Annotated in this window: 12 protein-coding genes; 1 reads left to right on the forward strand and 11 read right to left on the reverse strand. The window is 46.3% G+C overall.

Going from position 1 to position 20,170, the window contains the following annotated elements:
- The 3 genes from mutS to glf all read right to left on the reverse strand — a co-directional run bounded on the left by mutS (window position 1) and on the right by glf (window position 5,301).
- Entirely contained in the window at window positions 1-2,619 is a 2,619-nt protein-coding gene (mutS, locus tag DWV34_RS03460) for a DNA mismatch repair protein MutS (protein ID WP_118475491.1), read from the reverse strand.
- Window positions 2,612-4,024, reverse strand: a complete 1,413-nt coding sequence (miaB, locus tag DWV34_RS03465) for a tRNA (N6-isopentenyl adenosine(37)-C2)-methylthiotransferase MiaB (protein ID WP_118475493.1) — start codon at window positions 4,022-4,024, stop codon at window positions 2,612-2,614. Before miaB ends, mutS begins: the two co-directional genes overlap by 8 nt.
- A gap of 173 nt (window positions 4,025-4,197) precedes the next feature.
- Complete coding sequence (gene glf / locus DWV34_RS03470) at window positions 4,198-5,301, reverse strand: UDP-galactopyranose mutase (protein WP_009290497.1); 1,104 nt, start codon at window positions 5,299-5,301, stop codon at window positions 4,198-4,200.
- A gap of 149 nt (window positions 5,302-5,450) precedes the next feature.
- Between glf and DWV34_RS03475 the strand changes: the two genes are divergently transcribed.
- Entirely contained in the window at window positions 5,451-7,085 is a 1,635-nt protein-coding gene (locus tag DWV34_RS03475) for a Na/Pi cotransporter family protein (RefSeq protein ID WP_039946190.1), read from the forward strand.
- Here DWV34_RS03475 and DWV34_RS03480 read toward each other — a convergent pair.
- The 8 genes from DWV34_RS03480 to ftsY all read right to left on the reverse strand — a co-directional run bounded on the left by DWV34_RS03480 (window position 7,080) and on the right by ftsY (window position 20,155).
- Window positions 7,080-9,005 carry a glycoside hydrolase family 13 protein gene (locus DWV34_RS03480; protein WP_022260791.1) on the reverse strand — a complete coding sequence of 642 codons (1,926 nt, stop codon included), beginning with the start codon at window positions 9,003-9,005 and terminating at the stop codon, window positions 7,080-7,082. The genes DWV34_RS03475 and DWV34_RS03480 overlap by 6 nt on opposite strands.
- A 15-nt stretch (window positions 9,006-9,020) precedes the next feature.
- Window positions 9,021-11,474: a glycogen/starch/alpha-glucan phosphorylase gene (locus DWV34_RS03485; protein WP_006565840.1), complete on the reverse strand. Its 2,454-nt coding sequence runs from the start codon at window positions 11,472-11,474 to the stop codon at window positions 9,021-9,023.
- Between the two features lie 26 nt (window positions 11,475-11,500).
- Window positions 11,501-12,952: a glycogen synthase GlgA gene (gene glgA / locus DWV34_RS03490; protein WP_006565841.1), complete on the reverse strand. Its 1,452-nt coding sequence runs from the start codon at window positions 12,950-12,952 to the stop codon at window positions 11,501-11,503.
- Window positions 12,945-14,078, reverse strand: a complete 1,134-nt coding sequence (gene glgD, locus DWV34_RS03495) for a glucose-1-phosphate adenylyltransferase subunit GlgD (RefSeq protein WP_006565842.1) — start codon at window positions 14,076-14,078, stop codon at window positions 12,945-12,947. The genes glgA and glgD overlap by 8 nt, the downstream gene beginning before the upstream one ends.
- A 13-nt stretch (window positions 14,079-14,091) precedes the next feature.
- Window positions 14,092-15,276: a glucose-1-phosphate adenylyltransferase gene (locus DWV34_RS03500; protein ID WP_118475495.1), complete on the reverse strand. Its 1,185-nt coding sequence runs from the start codon at window positions 15,274-15,276 to the stop codon at window positions 14,092-14,094.
- A gap of 23 nt (window positions 15,277-15,299) precedes the next feature.
- Window positions 15,300-17,600, reverse strand: a complete 2,301-nt coding sequence (gene glgB, locus DWV34_RS03505; RefSeq protein WP_009290490.1) for a 1,4-alpha-glucan branching protein GlgB — start codon at window positions 17,598-17,600, stop codon at window positions 15,300-15,302.
- 404 nt (window positions 17,601-18,004) lie between these two features.
- Window positions 18,005-19,222, reverse strand: coding sequence for a threonine ammonia-lyase (gene ilvA / locus DWV34_RS03510; RefSeq protein WP_006565846.1), 1,218 nt, complete (start codon window positions 19,220-19,222; stop codon window positions 18,005-18,007).
- Window positions 19,223-20,155, reverse strand: coding sequence for a signal recognition particle-docking protein FtsY (ftsY, locus tag DWV34_RS03515; protein ID WP_009290489.1), 933 nt, complete (start codon window positions 20,153-20,155; stop codon window positions 19,223-19,225).
- Window positions 20,156-20,170 lie beyond the last annotated feature (15 nt).

The following is a 20,170-nucleotide window of genomic DNA, read 5'->3' on the forward strand; positions in this document are numbered from 1 at the left end:
CTATTCCTCTTCTCTAAGCCTGTTCTGCAGAATATACAAATAGTTTAACGCTTCCAGCGGTGTCATGGAAGACAGATCCTTTTTCCGAATCTCCGCCATAAACGGGTGCTCCATCATCGGCTCACTGTCATTTGCAAACAGGGAAAGCTGCTGGGGCTCACTGCTCACCTGAATTTTCTGTGCCTGGGAAACAATATCACTGTCGCTTAACTCCGACACGATCTCTTTTGCCCTCTGAATGACCATATCCGGCACTCCTGCAAGTTTGGCGACCTGAATGCCGTAGCTTTTATCTGCTCCGCCTTTCACAATCTTTCTTAAAAATACAATGTTGTCACCCTGTTCTTTTACGGCGATGCAGTAGTTATTGACACTGCCGATTTTGCCCTCCAGCTCCGTGAGTTCATGGTAATGGGTGGCAAACAGAGTCTTGGCACCTAAAAGCTTAGGATTGCTGATGTACTCCACCACGGCCCATGCAATGCTCAGACCGTCATAAGTGCTGGTGCCCCGGCCGATCTCATCCAAAATCAGCAGGCTGTCCTTGGTGGCATTCCTTAAAATATTCGCCACCTCGCTCATCTCCACCATAAAGGTACTCTGTCCGCTGGCAAGATCGTCAGAGGCGCCCACCCGGGTAAAGATCCTGTCCACAATGCCGATGTTGGCTTTTTGGGCCGGCACAAAGGAGCCTATCTGGGCCATGAGAACGATCAGCGCCGACTGTCTCATGTAAGTCGATTTACCTGCCATATTGGGCCCAGTGATGATGGAAACCCGGTGCCGTTTACTGTCCAGATACGTGTCATTGGAAATAAACATATCATTGGACATCATCTGCTCTACCACAGGATGCCGGCCCTCTTTGATATCGATCAGGCCCTTTGTGTTCAGTTTCGGTCTCACATAACCGTTCTGTTCTGCCACACAGGCAAGGGAGCAGAGTACGTCCAGATATGCGATGACTCCCGCGGTTTTCTTGATCCGCTCCATTTCTCCTGCCAGAGTTTCCCTGATAGACGCAAAGGTCTCATATTCCAGCGCACACAGCCTGTCCTCAGCCCCGAGAATCGTGTCTGCCAGCTTGTTCAGCTCCTCCGTTGTATATCTCTCAGAGTTGGTGAGCGTCTGTTTCCTTATGTAATGTTCCGGCACCTTGTCTTTGTAGGAATTGGTCACATCCAGATAATATCCGAACACCTTATTGAATTTGACCTTCAGGGTTTTGATTCCGGTAGCGCGCCTCTCCCGTTCTTCCAGCTGCATCAGCCACTGTTTGCCGTCTGTCTTGGCGCGCTTTAACTGATCGATCTGTTCAGAAAAACCATCCTTGATAATGCCCCCTTCTTTGACTGCGATCGGAGGCTCCTCCAGTATGGCATCCTCCAAAAGTCCTGCCACGTCCTCCAGCGTATCCAAATCTTCCCTGAGGCCGGACAGCAGGCTGTCACCGCATTCTTCAAGAATCGTCTTAATCGGCGGAAGCCACTGGAGTGATACTTTCAGGGCGATCATATCTCTTGGATTTATTGTTTGATAGCTGACCTTTGTCATCAGACGCTCCAGATCATAGACCGGATTCAGGTATTCCCTGATCTCTTCCCGGGCAATGGCCTGTTTGGTAAGTGACGTCAGCGCATCATACCTCTCCTCGATCTTTACACGGTCGATCAGAGGCTGCTCGATCATACTACGCAGAAGCCTGGCTCCCATGGCCGTTTTCGTCTTATCCAGCACGCCCAGAAGGGAACCTTTCTTCTTTTTGTCCCTCAGCGTCTCGCACAGTTCCAGATTCCTCCGGCTGGAACTGTCGATGATCATATATTCACTCGTCTCATACGGAGATACGGACATCAGATGATTTAACGCATTTTTCTGAGTCTCATGCAGATATAAAAGAAGCGCTCCTGTGGCAATCTTTCCCATAGGATGGTCTGAAAGGCCCAGACCGTTTAAATTACCCACATGGAACTGGGATTTGATGGCGACCTCCCCCTGTTCTTCGTCAAAATAATAATGGTCAATATTGGAAATAGAGACGCCCAGCTTATCTTTTATAAATTCTATGTCCACACCGCTGATCATAAATGCGTCATTGCATATGATCTCGGCAGGGGCGAACTTAAAGATCTCATCCACAACTTTGTGGAGTTCATCCATGGATGTGGTACGAAAATCTCCCGTGGTCACATCCACCACAGACAGTCCGAAACTGTCGTCGCTGCAGAAAATACACATGAGATAATTGTTTTTCTCGTCTTCCAGACTCTGCTGGGAAATATTTGTTCCCGGAGTCACGATCCTGATGACCTCTCTCTTTACGATCCCTTTCGTCTGTTTCGGGTCCTCCACCTGCTCACAGATCGCAACTTTATATCCCTTCTCCACCAGTTTATTGAGATAGGAATCCACCGCATGGAACGGGACTCCGCACATGGGGGCCCGTTCTTCCATGCCGCAGTTTTTTCCGGTCAGTGTGATCTCCAGTTCCCTGGAAGCCGTCAGTGCATCGTCAAAGAACATCTCATAAAAATCTCCCAGCCTGTAAAACAAAATGCAGTCCTGATTCTGTTCTTTGATCGCCATATATTGTTCCATCATTGGAGTTAATTTAGCCATTTACCTGTTCTCCCATATAATAAAAGCCTTTTTCTTCGGTAATCTTTACCCGGACGAGCTGTCCGATGAGGCTCTCGTCCCCTTTAAAATGTACTAAGATGTTGTTGGAAAGCCGGCCGGTGACCATGCCGTCCTCGTGGGTATTTTTCTCTTCTACAAGGACCTCCTCCTCTTTCCCGATTCCGTCCTTCCTGTTGTCCTTGGAGCTTTCTTTGATCACCTCAAGAAGCCGGCTGAACCTTTTTTTCACCACCTCCGGCTCCACCTGATCTTCCATGGCGGCCGCCGGTGTCCCCGTCCTCTTGGAATAGACAAACGTATAAGCACTGTCAAACTTCACTTTCCTTACCACATCCAGTGTCTCTTCAAAGTCTTCTTCCGTCTCCCCGGGAAATCCTACAATAATGTCTGTGGTCATCGCGATCCCCGGAATTTTCTCTTTGATCTTCTCCGCCAGCGCAAGATAGCTTTCCTTTGTGTAATGCCGGTTCATTTTCTTTAAGATTCTGCTGCTTCCGGACTGTACCGGCAGATGCATGTGACGGCATATCTTCTTCGAAGAAGCCATCACTTCGATCAGTTCATCAGAGAGATCTTTGGGATGAGGCGTCATAAACCGGATGCGGGCAAGCCCTTCGATCTGTTCAATCTTGTGTAAAAGCTGCGCAAAGCTCACCGGCTCATCGAGATTTTTCCCGTAGGAATTTACATTTTGCCCGAGCAGCATCACTTCCCGGACTCCTTCCTGTACCAGGCCTTCAATCTCCCTTATGATGTCCTCCGGCTTCCGGCTGCGCTCCCGGCCCCGCACATAGGGGACGATACAGTAACTGCAGAAGTTATTGCACCCAAACATGATATTGACGCCGCATTTAAAAGAAAACTTCCGGTCGCTCGGGAGGTCCTCGACGATCTGATCCGTGTCCTTCCAGATATCCACGATCATTCCTCCGGAATCTGCTCTTGCTTTCAGGAGCTCCGCCAGCTTAAAAATGTTGTGGGTCCCGAATATAAGATCCACAAACGGATAGCTTTTCCTGATCTTTTCCACGACCTGTTCTTCCTGCATCATACAGCCGCAGAGGCCGATGATCATTTCAGGATTCTGTTCTTTTGCTTTCTTTACATGACCCAGGTGACCGTAAAGTTTCGTATTTGCATTCTCCCTCACGGTACACGTATTAAAGAGCACCAGGTCCGCATATTCTGTATCTGTCTGCCGGTAACCGATGGTCTCCAACACTCCCAGAAGTTTTTCTGAATCTTTCTCATTCATCTGGCAGCCAAAGGTGGTGATATGACAGGTAAGAGGCCTTCCAAGGCGTTCCTCCTGTACCTTCACCCACTCTTTCATTTCTTCCATGTAGGAATACTGTTTCTGTGCTTCGTTATTATATATCTGCATTGGTATTCTCCATTCTTTTTCATTTCATGGCATATAGAGTTTATTATAACAAGATTTAAAAAATCGTGCAAACCCCCTTGGACAAAAAAATGACCGTTCAGAATTCTGAAAAAAATTCCAAACGGCCTTTTTTAATTTTCTCTGTTAATCCCGGCAGAATATACACAAAAGTATCACAGATGCAGTGTATCCTTCGTAAACCGCAGAGCAGACTCGATGACTTTATCCATATCGTAGTATTTGTACTCCCCGAGTCTTCCTCCGAACAAAACTTTTTCTTCCTTTTTGGACAGCTCGCGGTATTTTTCAAACAACCGGTTGTTTTCCTCATCGTTGACCGGGTAGTAAGGTTCCATCCCGTCTTCCCACTCTGCCGGATATTCTTTCGTGACTACGGTTTTTTCCTGTTTTCCGAATGCAAAGTGCTTGTGTTCGATCTTTCTCGTGTACGGCGTCTCCCGGTCCGTATAGTTCATGACTGCCACGCCCTGATGATTTTCTTCTTCCAGCAGTTCGTGTTCAAATCTGAGACTGCGGTAGGCCAGTTTTCCAAAACAATATCCATAGTAAGAATCGATCGTTCCGGTGTAGATGACCTTGTCCCCCATGCATTCCAGTTCCTCTCTCTTTTCCAGATAATCTGTGGAGAGCATCACGTCACAGCCTTCATACAGCTTCCCAATCAGCTTGTTGTATCCTTCTTTCGGTATTCCCTGATGCGGATCATTAAAATAATTGTTGTCGTAGATGTACCGGACAGGAATTCTCTTGATGATCGATGCGGGCAGGTCCTTACAGTCTCTTCCCCACTGTTTTTCCGTATACCCTTTGATGAGTTTCTCATATATGTCTGTGCCCACCAGACTGATGGCCTGTTCTTCCAGATTTGAAGGCTCTCCCTCCACCTTCTGTTTTTGGGATTCTATGATCTCTTTTGCCTCAGCAGGAAATGTAATTCCCCACATCTTGCTGAAGGTATTCATATTAAAAGGAAGATTATATGTCTCACCGTGATAGTTGGCTACCGGACAGTTGATATAATGGTTGAATTCTGCCAGCGAGGTCACATACTTCCATACTTCCTCATTGCTCGTGTGGAAAATGTGTGCTCCATACTCATGGACCAGGATTCCTTCCACATCTCTGCACATGATATTTCCTCCCAGGGCGTCTCTTTTTTCCACAACCAGACACGATTTCCCCTGTTTTCCTGCTTCTCTGGCCACGACTCCGTTAAAAAGTCCTCCGCCCACTAAAATATAATCATAATGCTTCATAAACTTCCTCCTTATATTTGGTTCATTATACCTTGTACAATGAAAAATGACAATCTGTTTTTCTTGTCTCTTTGCTTATTTTAAAGTAAAATAGAAGTAACTTATTTGTAAAATCTATGTTAAATTTTATATAAACCAAGGAGGCAGCAATGAGTTCTTTTCTATTACCGATGGCCGGCGGCCTGGGACTATTTTTGTACGGAATGAAATTGATGAGTGACGGTCTTGAGAAAGCCGCCGGTGCCAGGCTGAGAGGGATCCTGGAGTTTTTCACGACCAACCGATTTTCGGGGATGCTGGTAGGCATCTTCTTCACAGCCATCATTCAGTCGTCCAGTGCCTCCACGGTTATGGTCGTAAGCTTCGTAAACGCAGGCCTTATGAATCTGTCACAGGCAGCGGGCGTGATTCTCGGTGCCAACATCGGAACAACTGTGACTTCCCAGCTGGTAGCATTTAATCTCTCAGATGCAGCACCTGTTTTTTTAATGTCCGGCGTGATCATGGTCATGTTTGTACAAAACCCAAGGATTAAAAAGGCAGGGGAAGTTGTCCTGGGATTCGGTGTGCTTTTCACCGGCCTTACCACCATGTCATCAACAATGTCATTCCTCAAGGACTCACCTGCTGTCATGCAGGCCCTTTCCGGACTGGACAACCATTTTGCCGCTGTATTGATCGGCTTTGTTATCACCGCCGTACTCCAGAGTTCTTCTGTAACGGTCAGCATTGTACTTTTGATGGCTTCCCAGGGACTGCTGGGACTCTCCATCTGTTTTTTCATCATTCTGGGCTGTAACATGGGTTCCTGTGTATCTGCACTCCTTGCCAGTTTAAGCGGCAAGAAAAACGCAAAACGAGCGGCAGTGATTCACTTTTTATTTAACGTCTTCGGAAGCGCCGCAATTTTTACAATGCTCAGCTTATTCCTCGGCCCGATCACCGAGACTATCTTACATATATCAAGGGGCAATGTAGGCCGCAGCGTTGCCAACGCTCATACATTTTTCAAAATCTTCGAAGTCCTGATCATGTTTCCGAGTACAGGGCTGATTGTCAAACTGGCAGAAAAGATTGTCCCCGGAGACGAAGCAAAGCCTGCCCGCTCCGATCTTAACTTCATCGGTGAGTACCGATCTCCGATCTCCGCAATTCCTCAGGTCCGGCAGGAAATTTCCCGTATGGCAGAGCTTGCGAACAAGAATCTGGAACTGGCTTTCCACGCATTTTTAAACTGCAGTACAAAACATTTGGGAGAGATTTACCAGAGAGAGGAGGAGATAGACAGTCTGAGCCAGAAAATCACCGACTTTCTCGTCAATTCCAATCTTCAGGAACTGCCCGTAGGTGACCGCGAGATCCTCGGCAGCATGTTCTATGCCGTCGGCGACATCGAACGCATCGGCGACCTTGCCGAAAATTTCGCCGACAGTGCCCGCTCAGCGGCTGACCACAATTCCCGTCTGAGCAAAGATGCGAAGCGCGAACTTGTCAATATGTACAACGCTGTATCTGCCCTCCTGAAAGACGCCGTGGTAATCTTTAAAGAGCACAAAAAAGAGATGATCCCCGACTTTTATAAACACGAACAGGCCATAGACGCCATGGAACGCCGCTATCAAAAACGCCATCTGAACAGAATGGCCCAGGGCATCTGTGAGCCCCGGGCCGGTCTGTTATTTTCTGATATGCTTTCATCCCTTGAACGGATCGCTGATCACGGGACAAATGTTGCATTCTCTGTCATGGATCATGCAGACGAAGAGCTGCTGACGGAATCATGACAGACGCATGATCTTATAGTCTGATTTTTGTATCTTTGTGTGGACACGGGTGTTGCCAAGCATCCTGATGAGACGCCTGTGTTCTTCCTCAGGCACCCCTTCCTTGTGATCCGCGATGTCAAATTCTATCTCTTCTTCCTCATCTCCCGGATTTACAAGCAGAAGATAGGCCCCCTGTCCGCACGGTTCTCCGAATATATCTTTATTCCCAGCGGCAAAGCGAAGGATAGCCAGAACATTTTTTGATGCGCCGATATACAGCGCGTATCCTGTCTGAAGGATTTTTTCCCTGCTCCTGAACACCGAAACCGTCTTCAATTCTTCATAAATTTTCGTATCATGTTTAAAATAAGGCCCCCGGTTAAACGGGTCCATCAGGCCGTTCATCCCATATTCATCCCCATAATAAATCGAAGGAATTCCCGGAATGAAAAACTGAATCGCGAATGCCAGCCTGGAGAGCACGGCTCCCCTGCGGTCATTTTCTGATGTGACTACATAGTCGATCTGGTTTTCCCTGGACGGCAGCATTTCATTCATGCCTGAAGCCAGTGTCGTCCGGATTCTTGGGATGTCGTGGGACGAGAGCAGATTCATTACGCTGTAATAAAACGGCTTTGGATAATTACACTGCTGCCCCAGCAAAAACTGCTGCATAGCATACGCATCTTCATTTCCAAGCAAAAAGTTGACACAGTTTACCTTAAACGGATAATTCATAGTGCTGTCAAGCCCCCTGCCGAGAGCATATTTTCTCTTGACCCCGTAACTTTCCTTGGTGGTCACATCTTCCCACACTTCCCCGATCAGGGCATAGTTCTTAAACATTTTTTTCATCGTTTTGCGCATCAGGAAAATAAATTCATCCGGAAGCTCATCCGCCACATCCAGCCGGAATCCCGATGCCCCCAGGTTAAACCAGTGCTTTAACACAGAATTCCTTCCCGTGATAATATAAGACAGAAAGCGCTCATCCAGCTCATTGACTTCCGGCAGACTCCGAAAGCCCCACCAGCTCTTGTAATCGCCCCTGCTGTCAAAAGAATACCAGTCATAATACGGTGAATCCTGGCTCTGGTATGCGCCTACACTTTTATAATTCCCATTTTTATTGAAATACAGGCTGTCTGCTCCCGTGTGGGAGAAAACCCCGTCCAGAATAATATGGATTCCTTTTCTCCTGGCAACCTCGCATAATTCTCTGAAGTCTTCGTTGTCCCCAAGGAACGGATCTACCTTTTTATAATCTCCCGTATTGTAGCGGTGATTGGAGCTTGACTCGACGATCGGATTCAGATAAATGCATGTAACCCCAAGCTTTTTCAGTTCATCCAGCCGCTTCTTGATGCCTTCCAGATCTCCCCCGAAGAAATCACAGGGATCATAGAATTCTTTTCCCTCCATCGGTCCGAAAAGCGGGCGTTCCTCCCAGCTTTTGTGCACATAAATATCACGGCCCATTTTTCTGTGGTATGCTTCCCCCCGCACGGTATTCTGCCTGTCTCCCCGGCAGAACCGGTCCGGGAATATCTGATACATAATGCCTTTTGAAAGCCATCTAGGCGTCTCAAACCCTCTTTCGTAAACCGTTATCTGAAAGCCCCGGACATCTTCTTCTACCCGAATTCCTTCCCCGCAGGTCCGTCCCGGCCTTGCTCCGTAATAGTACGTGTAATTTCCCTCTGTGATCCTGAAATAATACCACAGGATACACGCTTTTTCCGGCATCTCTATGATACATTCATAGAAACCCTTTTTCTCTCTCATTGAAAAGGTCTTATGGTAATCTTCCGAATATAAGACCAGTTCCACAGTGACAGCAGTTCCCTCCAAGGCAAAAAGGCGAAGTTTTACCTCTTCGCCTTTTGTGACAGCCCCAACAGGTTCTCTGTACTGCTCAATTGATGCATTATGGATCATGTTCTCTCACCTTGCCTATTTGTATGTTGGTAAATTCCAGATTTTTTCATTGTACTCTTCAATCGTTCTGTCGGAAGAGAAAAATCCGGATTTAGCGGTATTGATCACCGCTTTCTTTACCCATTCATCGTGGTGATTGATATACATGTCGTATACCTTCTCAAATTCTTCCACATAAGAAGGCAGATCATACAGGACAAAATACTGATCCGGAATATTATGTTCTCCAAACAGCAGAGACTGATAAATATCAGAATATTTTCTCTTTCCGTATCTCGGAAGTTCTCCCGCGATCAGACAGTTGCACACCTCACGGATCATTGGGTTTTGTTCAAAAATGGTTCCCGGATTGTACGTCCGGTACTGTTTCATGGAATTGATCTCATCCACAGTGGCCCCAAAAATAAAGATATTTTCTTTGCCTACCTGCTCAAAAATTTCCACATTAGCTCCGTCCATAGTTCCAAGAGTCAGCGCACCGTTCATCATAAACTTCATGTTTCCGGTTCCTGATGCTTCCAGTCCGGCCGTTGAAAGCTGTTCGCTGATGTCAGCCGCCGGTATCAGCACTTCAGCCACAGACACCGAGTAGTTTTCTACAAATACAACCTGCATCTTATCCTTCGTCGCAGGATCATTGTTGACCATGTCTCCGATGGAGTTGATCAGACGGATGATCTCCTTTGCCCTCTGATATCCCGGAGCCGCTTTTGCCCCGAAAATAAAGGTGATCGGCTTGCTTAAGAAATCAGGATTTTTCTTCACCTGTTTGTACAGATAAATAATATGCAGGCATTTTAGCAGCTGTCTCTTGTACTCATGAAGCCGTTTGCACTGCACATCGATCAGAGAATCCGGATTAATCTCTATTCCCTGTTTCTGTTTCAGATACTTGGCAAGCCTTCTCTTATTGCGCTGTTTAATAGCATCATATTTCCTGCAGAATTCCGCGTCGTCAGCCATCGGCATGATCTTTTCAAACAGACGGTAGTCACCGAGCAGGTCTCCCCTGACATTATCCTGAATCAGATCACACAGTTCCGGATTTGCCAGAGCAAGCCATCTTCTGTGTGTAATGCCGTTGGTAATTGCAAGGAATTTTTGAGGATAAATATTGTATGAATCGTGGAACAGATTCGTCTTTAATATGTCTCCGTGAAGCTGGGAAACTCCGTTCACCCTGTGGCAGACGGCAACACAAAGGTTTGCCATGCGGATCTGGTTATTTCCGATGATCGCCATATAAGCAATCTTGGCCTCATCATTCGGATAATAAGTTCTCAGACGCTCACAGTACTTCTGGTTCATAACACAGATGATCTGATAAATTCTCGGCAGAAGAAGCTTAAACATGTTTTCATCCCAGCACTCCAAAGCCTCGGCCATGATCGTATGGTTCGTATAGTTAAAGATCTGGCTTACGATGTCCTCTGCTTCTTCCCATCCGAAGCCTTCTTCATCCATGAGAATTCTCATTAATTCAGGGATTGCAAGGGTCGGGTGAGTATCGTTGATCTGGACAGCCGCATACTCAGGAAGAGTATGGAGATCTCCTCTTTTTCCCTTGTGGTGTTTCACCATAAGCTGCATAGTGGCAGATGTCAGGAAATAAAACTGCTTTAATCTGAGCAGTTTTCCCTGCATATGGTCATCCGCAGGATAGAGAACCTTTGAGATTACTTCCGCAAACTCTGAATCCGCAGAAGCCTTCTCATATCTTCCCTCATTAAAAGAATGAAGGTCAAAGTTCTGCTTGCTCTTTGCACTCCAGAGTCTCAATGTAGCCGGGGCATTGGTCTTATATCCCATAACCGGCACATCGTACGGTACTGCCAGCACTGTGTGATAATTATAGTGCTCGATCTTTAAGCCGTCCTCTGTCCAGTTTTCCCTGATCTCTCCGTTAAAGCGGACTTCCATCGTCAGTTCCGGGCGTTCTACTTCCCACACGAAACCGTCTCTCAGCCAGTCGTCTTCTACCTCTACCTGACTTCCGTCGATGATCTTCTGCTGGAACAGCCCGTATTCATAACGGATGCCGCATCCGATCGCCGGCAGATTTAAGGTGGACAAAGAATCCAGGAAGCATGCGGCCAGACGTCCAAGTCCTCCGTTACCAAGCCCCGGATCGCTCTCTTCATCCAAAATATCGTCAAAGTCAATGCCCATTTTTTCGAAGGCCTCTTTATAGTCCCTGAAAACCCCGGAATTGATCAGGTTGTTGCTGTATGCTCTTCCCATTAGGAATTCCGCAGACATATAGTATAATTTTTTCAGTCCCAGATCCTCTGTCTTTTTACGGCTCTTGGTCCAAAGATGCATGATATCATCCCGGATGCAGCCAGCTCCCGCCTTATAAAGCTCATCTCTGGTTGCCTCCTCCAATGTTGTTCCGAAGTTGTTGTTCAGCTTGTTCTCAACATTGCTGATGATCTCCTTCACCTTACTGTTATTGTTTACAATTTTCATCCTCTGTTGCTCCTTTCACCAGTTGTCTAAAGAATGCTCTGGTATAATTCTAGATATTTTTTGGCTGATGACGCAAAACTGTTGTCAGACTCCATCGCCCTTTGGATCAAGCCTTTCCTGCGCTTTGGACTGCGCAGCGTATTCAATGCGTAACGAATGACTGAAAGCATCTCGTGTGCATTGTAATTTCTGAAAGAAAATCCGTTTCCTGTCTCTTCAAATTCATTGTAGCTCTGGACCGTGTCACAAAGCCCTCCGGTCTCCCGCACGATCGGCAGAGTTCCGTATCGAAGTGCGATCATCTGTGAGATGCCGCACGGTTCAAATTTAGAAGGCATAAGGAACAAGTCGCTGGCAGCATAGATCTGATGAGCCACCGCATTGTTGTATGCGATATATGAGCATACTCTTCCCTTATACTTATTCTCCATAAAGCGGAAAAATTCTTCATAATCATGGTCGCCTGTTCCCAATACGACGAAAGCAATATCTTCCGTACACATCAGCTCATCCAGGATATACTTGACTAAATCAAGTCCCTTCTGTGCGGTAAGACGGCTGACCATGCCGATGATCGGCACACCGGGAGAAATGCTCAGTCCCAGATCACTGATCAGTTTTTCTTTATTCTTTTTCTTTCCTGTCAGATCATCTTTATTAAAATGATACTGCAGGTACGGGTCTGTCTCCGGATCGAATTCTTCTGTATTGATGCCATTTACGATTCCCCATGTATCCCAGGCCCTGGCATTCAAAATACCTTCCAGCCTGTATGAAAACTCAGGAGTCTTGATCTCCTGTGCATAAGTGGGACTTACCGTACTAATCCGGTCTGCGAATACGAGGGCTGCTTTCATAAAGCTTGCACACTCATAGTTATGCATAAATTCCGGTGTATCATACCTCGGATCGATGCCCAGCCAGTGGTGAAAAGCCTCAAAGGCATACTCACCCTGATACATCATGTTGTGAATTGTAAAGATCGTCCTGGCACGCCCGATCTCCCAATGGCTATACTGAGTCTTCAGGAGAAGCGGGATCAGCCCGGTCTGCCAGTCATTGCAGTGAAGCACATCCGGAAGGAATCCGATTCTTCCGGCAGCTTCGATTACAGCACGGCAGAAATATGCGTACTGCTCTCCTTCTGCGTCCCCGCCCCGGTAAACCGCATCGCCGAAGTACTCTTCATTGTCAATAAAGTAATACGTGACATCGTTGAAAAATAAGCCCTCAACGCCTACATATACGTCTCTTCCGGCAAAATGTATATAAAAATCTGCCATATGCTTTGTCTGTGCAGCATACTTATCCTTGATCTGGCGGTGGAACGGCATCATGACTCTGGTATCCGCATGAAGCTTGTTGAGCTCCTTGGGCAGAGTACCGATGACATCGGCAAGGCCGCCCAGCTTCACAAAGGGAGCACATTCCGCTGCAACCATCAGTACGTTCATCATACACTCATTCCTTTTATTCATTGACGCTGGCTCCCTTCGGTATGAACACCGGATGCTGTCTGGATCCGGATAAATGTGCGTTAGAATAGATCTTTACATGCCGGTCCATAATCGTATGATTGATGTCCGCACCCTTTCCTATAAATCCTTCCGCCATAACGATGGAATTTCTGATCACTGCGCCTTTCTCAATCTGGCATCCGCGGAAGATAATAGAATTTTCTACGGTTCCGTCGACTTCACAGCCGCTGCTGATCAGACTGTTGCTGATATTCGCCTCGATGCCATAGCGGGCAGGCGCACTGTCACTCGTCCTAGTATACACTTTATTCTTACCAAAAAACAGTTCTTTCTGAACATCTTGTTTCAATAAGTCCATATTGATATTGTAGTAAGCCTCCACAGATGTGATGCAGCCTACATATCCTTTGTATTCGTATCCCTGAATATACAGGCGGTCAAAATTCGGAATAAGTACGTCGAAGAAGAAATGTTTTCTGTTGTGGGATACTGCCTCCTGGATAAAGTCGATCAGGAGTTCCCGTTTCATAATATACACATCCATGCTCTTCTTGCCGTAGCGGTGCTTTGTCTCCGAATAGCACATATCTGTAATGCGTCCGGACTCATCCGGTTTCAGGTATACACCGTCATAATCACAGTTCGTGGCGTCATCACTGTTGTCAAAATACATCATGGAGATATCCGCGCCGCTGTCGATGTGTTTTTCCAGCATGTCGTTAAAATCAGAATTAAATATCACATAAGAACGTCCAAGAAGAATATACGGCTCGGAAGCCTTCTTTAAAAATCCCAAAGTTCCCCTCAGCCCATCCATGACACTGGCATATTCTCCGGATCTTCCGCTTCCTGAAATATACGGAGGGAAGGTATAAAGTCCTCCGCGTTTCCTGTTGAGTCCCCAGTCTTTCCCGGAACCAACATGATCCATCAGAGAGCTGTAATTGTATCTTGTCATGATTCCGACATTTTTAATGGCAGAGTTGACCATATTGCTCAGGAGGAAATCTATGGTCCGGTATCTTCCGCCTACCGGGAGTGCCGATAAGCTTCGGGTGCGCACCAAATCCTGAAGCCTTCTGTTTTCTTCTCCTGCATTTATAAGTCCAAGCATTTGATTTTCCATAGTTTCTACCTCCCTAGTGTAAAATAGATTCCGGATAGATCATTGCACCATCCTCAACGACAGCATCCTCAAGCACCACACTGTGATAGCCGATGACAGTAACTTCATTGCCTTCTCCGACTTTGCTTCCCTCTTCCACAACAACTTCCTCGTCAATGATCGCCTTGTTGATCTCACTGTTCTCCCGGACGATGGAATCTTTCATAATGACACTGTTCTTCACCACGGCTCCCTTTCCGATCTTTACGCCGGAATGAATGACACAGTTTTCCACAGTCCCCTCGATGAAAGAGCCGTCTGCGATGATGCTCTTTTTCACACTGGCACCATCTGCTATGTAATGAGGCGGAAGTCCGTAAGTTCTCGTGTAGACTTTCAGCTTGTCATCGTTTAAATTCAGCTGAGGATTCTCCTCCAGAAGCTCCATGTTAGCCTCCCACAGGCTTGAAATCGTTCCCACATCTCTCCAGTATCCGTCAAAGCTGTATGCATACATTTTCTTTCCTTCTTCCAGCATTCTCGGAATGATGTTTTTGCCGAAATCGTGTTCTGAATCCGGATCATTTGCATCATCGATCAGGTACTGGCGGATCAGTTTCCATTTGAACACGTAAATACCCATAGATGCTTTCGTGCTCTTAGGGTGAGCCGGTTTTTCTTCGAACTCCTCGATCCTGTTGTCCTCATCGGTGTTCATGATCCCAAAACGCTTCGCTTCCTCCAGTGTGACTTCCAGCACAGAGATCGTACAGTCAGCGCCTTTCTTCTTATGGTAATTCAGCATCTTCTGATAATCCATACAGCAGATCTGGTCACCGGACAATACAATGATGTGGTCCGGATCATAATTGTCAATGAAATTGATATTCTGATAAATGGCATCGGCAGTTCCGCGGTACCAGTTTCCCTGCTCGCCTCTCACATACGGCGGAAGAACAAAGGCTCCTCCGTTCATATTGTCTAAATCCCAGAACCCTCCGGTTCCGATATAGGAATTAAGCTCTAGGGGTTCATACTGAGTCAGGACACCCACGGTGTCGATTCCTGAATTCGCACAGTTGGATAACGGGAAATCTATAATCTTATATTTACCGCCGTAGGGAACAGCAGGCTTCGCCTTCTTCTGGGTCAACGCGAATAATCGGCTTCCCTGGCCGCCTGCCAGCAACATTGCTACACACTCTTTTTTTGTAATCATAGTTTTCCTCCTTCTCACAATGCCTATTTTGTTTCTTCTTTTTTATCTGCACTCTTCGCTGCTGTTTTCTTTTTAGTAGAATCTTCGGTCTGCTGCTTTGTTTCTTTTTCGGCCTCCTTCTTTTTAGGTTTTTGTATATCTTTTGTTGTCTGTTCTTTTTTTGCTTCCGGTTTTTCAGCTTTCTTCCCTGCTGCCGGTCCGGCAGCTTTTGGAGTCTCCTTTTTCGCCTGAACTTCTGCTGTCTTCAGGGTTGTCTCTGCTGCCGATGCCGGTTCTGTAACTACAGAAACTTCTTTTTTCACCGGTGTCTTTACAGCTTCCGCTTTTGCAGTCCCGGCTGCTTTCGGTGACGGCTTCTTTGCTTCTGTCTTCTTTGGTTCCGCCTTCTTCTTGGCTGGAGTGTCCTCCAGCGTATATCTATACATAACAGCACTGAGTGGTTTTAAGGTGATGACCGCATAATGCTCGTAGGCGTTTCTCTTTCCTTTGATCTTCTTTTTCCGGACTTTCGCCGACTTTTGGCTGACCTCTCCGGATCCTCCGTAAGCCTTCTCCCCGGTATCCAGAATCTTTGTAAGCTTTCCGTCTTTCGGCATCGGGATATGATACTTATCCCACTCTACCGGAGTAAAGTTAAAGATACATACAATCTGCTCCTGAGGTTTTCCTCTGCGCTTTTTAGATTTTCTGATGAATGCTACAATGCTGTGATCTGCATCTCTCTGCAGCAGCCATTCAAATCCTTCCGGTTTGTTGTCCAGTTCGTACAGAGCCGGTTCGCTGCAGTAAAGTTCGTTTAACTTCGCCACATAATCGTTCATGGTTTTATGTGTCTCATATTCATCGATCAGGAACCAGTCTAACTCTTCCTTGTCTCTCCACTCTACAAACTGCGCAAAGTCGTCGCCCATGAACAGCAGTTTCTTTCCCGGATGAGCAAACATAAATCCATACAGTGTTTTCAGTGACCCAAACTTCTGCTCGTATTCTCCGAACATTTTGTTGATCATGGAACCTTTACCGTGCACAACTTCATCGTGTGAGTATGGCAGGATATAATTTTCACTGTACGCATAGTCCATAGAGAATACAATGGCTCCATGGTTTTCTTTCCGGAACAGGGAATCCAGTTCCATGTAATAGAGGGAATCATGCATGTATCCCATGTTCCACTTATATGTAAATCCAAGTCCTTCTTCATCGTCAACAGCGCTTGTGACTTTCGGAAAAGCGGTAGACTCTTCCGCCACAGTGATAAATCCTTCAAAGTTAGAACGCATCGTGCGGTTTAAATTTTTCAGGAAATCCACGGCTTCGTAATTGATATTGGTGCCGTCTTCATTTGGCACAAACTCTCCCGGCTTTTTGCCGAAATCCAGATACAGCATGGCGCTGACCGCATCGATCCGGATACCGTCGATGTGATATTTCTCCGCAAAAAATACGGCGCTGGAGATCAGGAAACTCTGCACTTCCGGTTTTCCATAGTTAAACAGCAGTGTGCCCCAGTCCGGCTGGCTTCCTTTTCTCGGATCTGCGTGGTCATAAATATGGGACCCGTCAAACAGTGCAAGTCCGTGTTCATCCCTCGGAAAATGTGCAGGCACCCAGTCTAAGATCACACCGATATCTGCCCGGTGGAGCTTATCTATAAAATACATAAAATCTTCCGGTGTGCCGTAGCGGGAAGTCACTGAATAATATCCGGTTACCTGATACCCCCAGGAAAGATCATACGGGTATTCTGTCACCGGCATCAGTTCTACATGGGTATACCCCATCTTCTGCAGATATGGAACAAGCATGTCTGCAATCTCACGGTAATTATAAAACTCCCTCTCTTCCTCTTTCGGCATCTTCCATGTGCCCAGGTGCATCTCGTAAACAGACATCGGCTGGCTGACATCCTGTTTTTTCTTTCTGCGGCTTAAATAGCGCTTGTCCCTCCACGAGAAACCGTCCAGCTCATCCCACACAACAGATGCCGTATCCGGTCTCATCTCTGAATAGAATGCGAATGGATCACTCTTATATCTGCATTTGCCGTCCATGCCTTCCACGTAGTATTTATATAAATCCCCTTTTTCCAGTCCTTCTACCTGGATCGAGTAAATCCCCGGTTCTGTCTGCTTCATCGGATGTGAAAGCGGATTCCACTGATTAAAGTCTCCGACCAGACTGACAGACTTGGCATTTGGTGCCCATACCACAAACTCGTGGGCATCCGCTTCTTTCAAGTAATGGCATCCAAACATTAAATATGCTTTCTGCGCTTTTCCCGTCTGAAATAAATATAAGTCCTCTTTGCTAATGTTTGTTTCCATGGGATAAATCCTCCTCCTTCAAATACATACTAAGTATTATATGTACAAGCTAATAAAAAAAGTGCAAATTTCACCATTTTGTCCTTGCAAATGGTCAAAATCACACTTCCTAATCTACGTAAAATCAAATTCTGAATAGCTAAGAACGTAACCGATGCTGTCCTTTACAAGATCAAATTGCTGACATCTGTTTCATAAACCTATTATAACATAAAAAGGGGACTTTATACAACAAATTGTACAAAATTTAATACACTTTTTCCGTCCTTTTTTTGTTAATTTTGTTAACCTTAATTTTGCACATTTTGTTACACTGTAATGCGCTAAAAAGTGCAAAAAAAACAGTTTCTGTCTTCTGCAAAAACTGTTTTTTTGATAACTTCTTTTTTCCTTTGTAAAAACTGCTAAAATACACTTTTTGAGCTTCTGATCTCCGGTTTGTAACCGGTGTCCTGAAGCGCTTTTATGATTTTGTTCTTGTGCTCCGTGCCGAAAGCTTCCATCGTGATCGTAAGCTCCACTGCACTGTTTCTATTAATACTTACAAACTGGTTGTGTTCCAATTTTACAATGTTGCCTTGAGCCTGAGAAATGACTTTTGAAACTCTTGTGAGCTCTCCCGGCTTGTCCGGAAGAAATACGGAAACCGTAAAAATCCTGTCCCTGATGATCAGACCGTGCTGTACTAAAGATGCAATTGTGATAACATCCATATTCCCGCCGCTGATGATCGGAACCACTTTCTTTCCTTCTGCTTTCAGATGCTTCAGCGCCGCAATGGTCAGAAGGCCTGAGTTCTCTGCAAGCATCTTATGGTTTTCCAAAAGATCCAGAAAGCACGGAATCAGTTCTTCATCTTCTACCGTAATAATGTCGTCGATGTTGTTTTGTATGTAAGGAAAGATCTTTTTCCCCGGGGTCTGAACAGCCGTACCGTCAGCGATGGTATTTACATGTTCGCAGGATACAACTTTTCCGGCCTCCAGTGAAGCCTTCATGCAGGCCGCTCCCGCAGGCTCAACACCGATGACTTTGATCTTTGGATTTAACAGCTTTGCCAGAGTAGAAACTCCGGTAGCCAGTCCGCCTCCGCCGATCGGAACTAAAATATAATCCACAGTGGGCAGTTCCTTGAAGATATCCATCGCGATGGTGCCCTGCCCCGTTGCAACCGCCAGATCATCAAAAGGATGCACAAATGTAAATCCTTTCTCCTGCGCAAGCTTCAGCGCATGTTCACACGCTTCATCATAGACATCTCCGCAAAGGACCACTTTTGCGCCTAAGTCTTTCGTGCGGTTGACTTTCAAAAGCGGAGTCGTGGTCGGCATAACGATGGTAGCCTTCACTCCCTGTCTCTTTGCAGCCAGCGCCACTCCCTGCGCGTGGTTTCCGGCAGATGCGGTGATCAGCCCTTTTGATTTTTCTTCTTCATTCAGTGTGCTGATCTTGTAATATGCCCCCCGGATCTTATAGGCACCGGTCAGCTGCATGTTTTCCGGCTTCAAATAAACGAAGTTGCCTGTCTGCTCAGAAAAATAATCGCTTTTGATCAGTTTTGTGGGCAGAACAATCTCCTGTACTTTGTCATACGCTTTTTCGAATTTGTTTAATGTTAACATCTACTCATCTCCTCTATCAAACAGTGCGTTTACAAACATATCCGGATCAAACGGCTGAAGGTCATCCACCTGTTCACCGATTCCGATATATTTTACCGGAATTCCCAGTTCTGCCTGGATTGCTATGGCGATGCCTCCCTTTGCTGTACCATCCAGCTTTGTCAGAATAATACCGGAGATGTCTGTGGCCTCTTTAAACTGTTTTGCCTGTGCAAGAGCATTCTGCCCTGTCGTGCCGTCCAGTACGATGAGTGTCTCCTTATACGCTTCCGGGTACTCCCGCTCAACAATGCGGTTGATCTTCTTAAGTTCATCCATCAGGTTCTTTTTATTGTGAAGCCTTCCGGCCGTGTCACACAAAAGCACATCGACATTCCTGGCTTTCGCAGCGGAAACCGCATCGTATACAACGGCTGCCGGGTCCGCCCCTTCTGCCTGGCTGATGATATCTACACCGGCGCGTCCTGCCCACTCTTTTAGCTGTTCAATAGCACCCGCGCGGAATGTATCCGCCGCCGCCATCATGACCTTCTTCCCCTCGCCTTTCAGCAGGGATGCCATTTTGCCCACCGATGTAGTCTTGCCTACACCATTGACGCCGATGACCAGCACAACGCTCTTTTTATCTTTAAAATCATATGCCTCTTCACCCAGCTTCATCTGCTCCTTAATGGAATCAATGAGAACCTGCCGGCACTCTTCCGGCTCTTTGATCTTCTCTTCTTTTACTTTCTTTTTCAGATTTTCAATGATGCTCATGGTCGTATCAATTCCCATGTCGCTCATGATCATGATCTCTTCCAATTCTTCATAAAAATCATCGTCAATGCTGGAAAACCCTTTAAAAATAGAGTCAAAGCCTGAGGCGATATTATCTCTGGTCTTTGTAAGTCCCGCAGCCAGTCTGCTGAAGAATCCTTTCTTTTCTGCCATTTCAAATCTCCTTCC

Origin of the sequence: Anaerostipes sp. AF04-45 (assembly GCF_003461725.1) — a bacterium.
Classification (GTDB): domain Bacteria; phylum Bacillota; class Clostridia; order Lachnospirales; family Lachnospiraceae; genus Anaerostipes; species Anaerostipes caccae.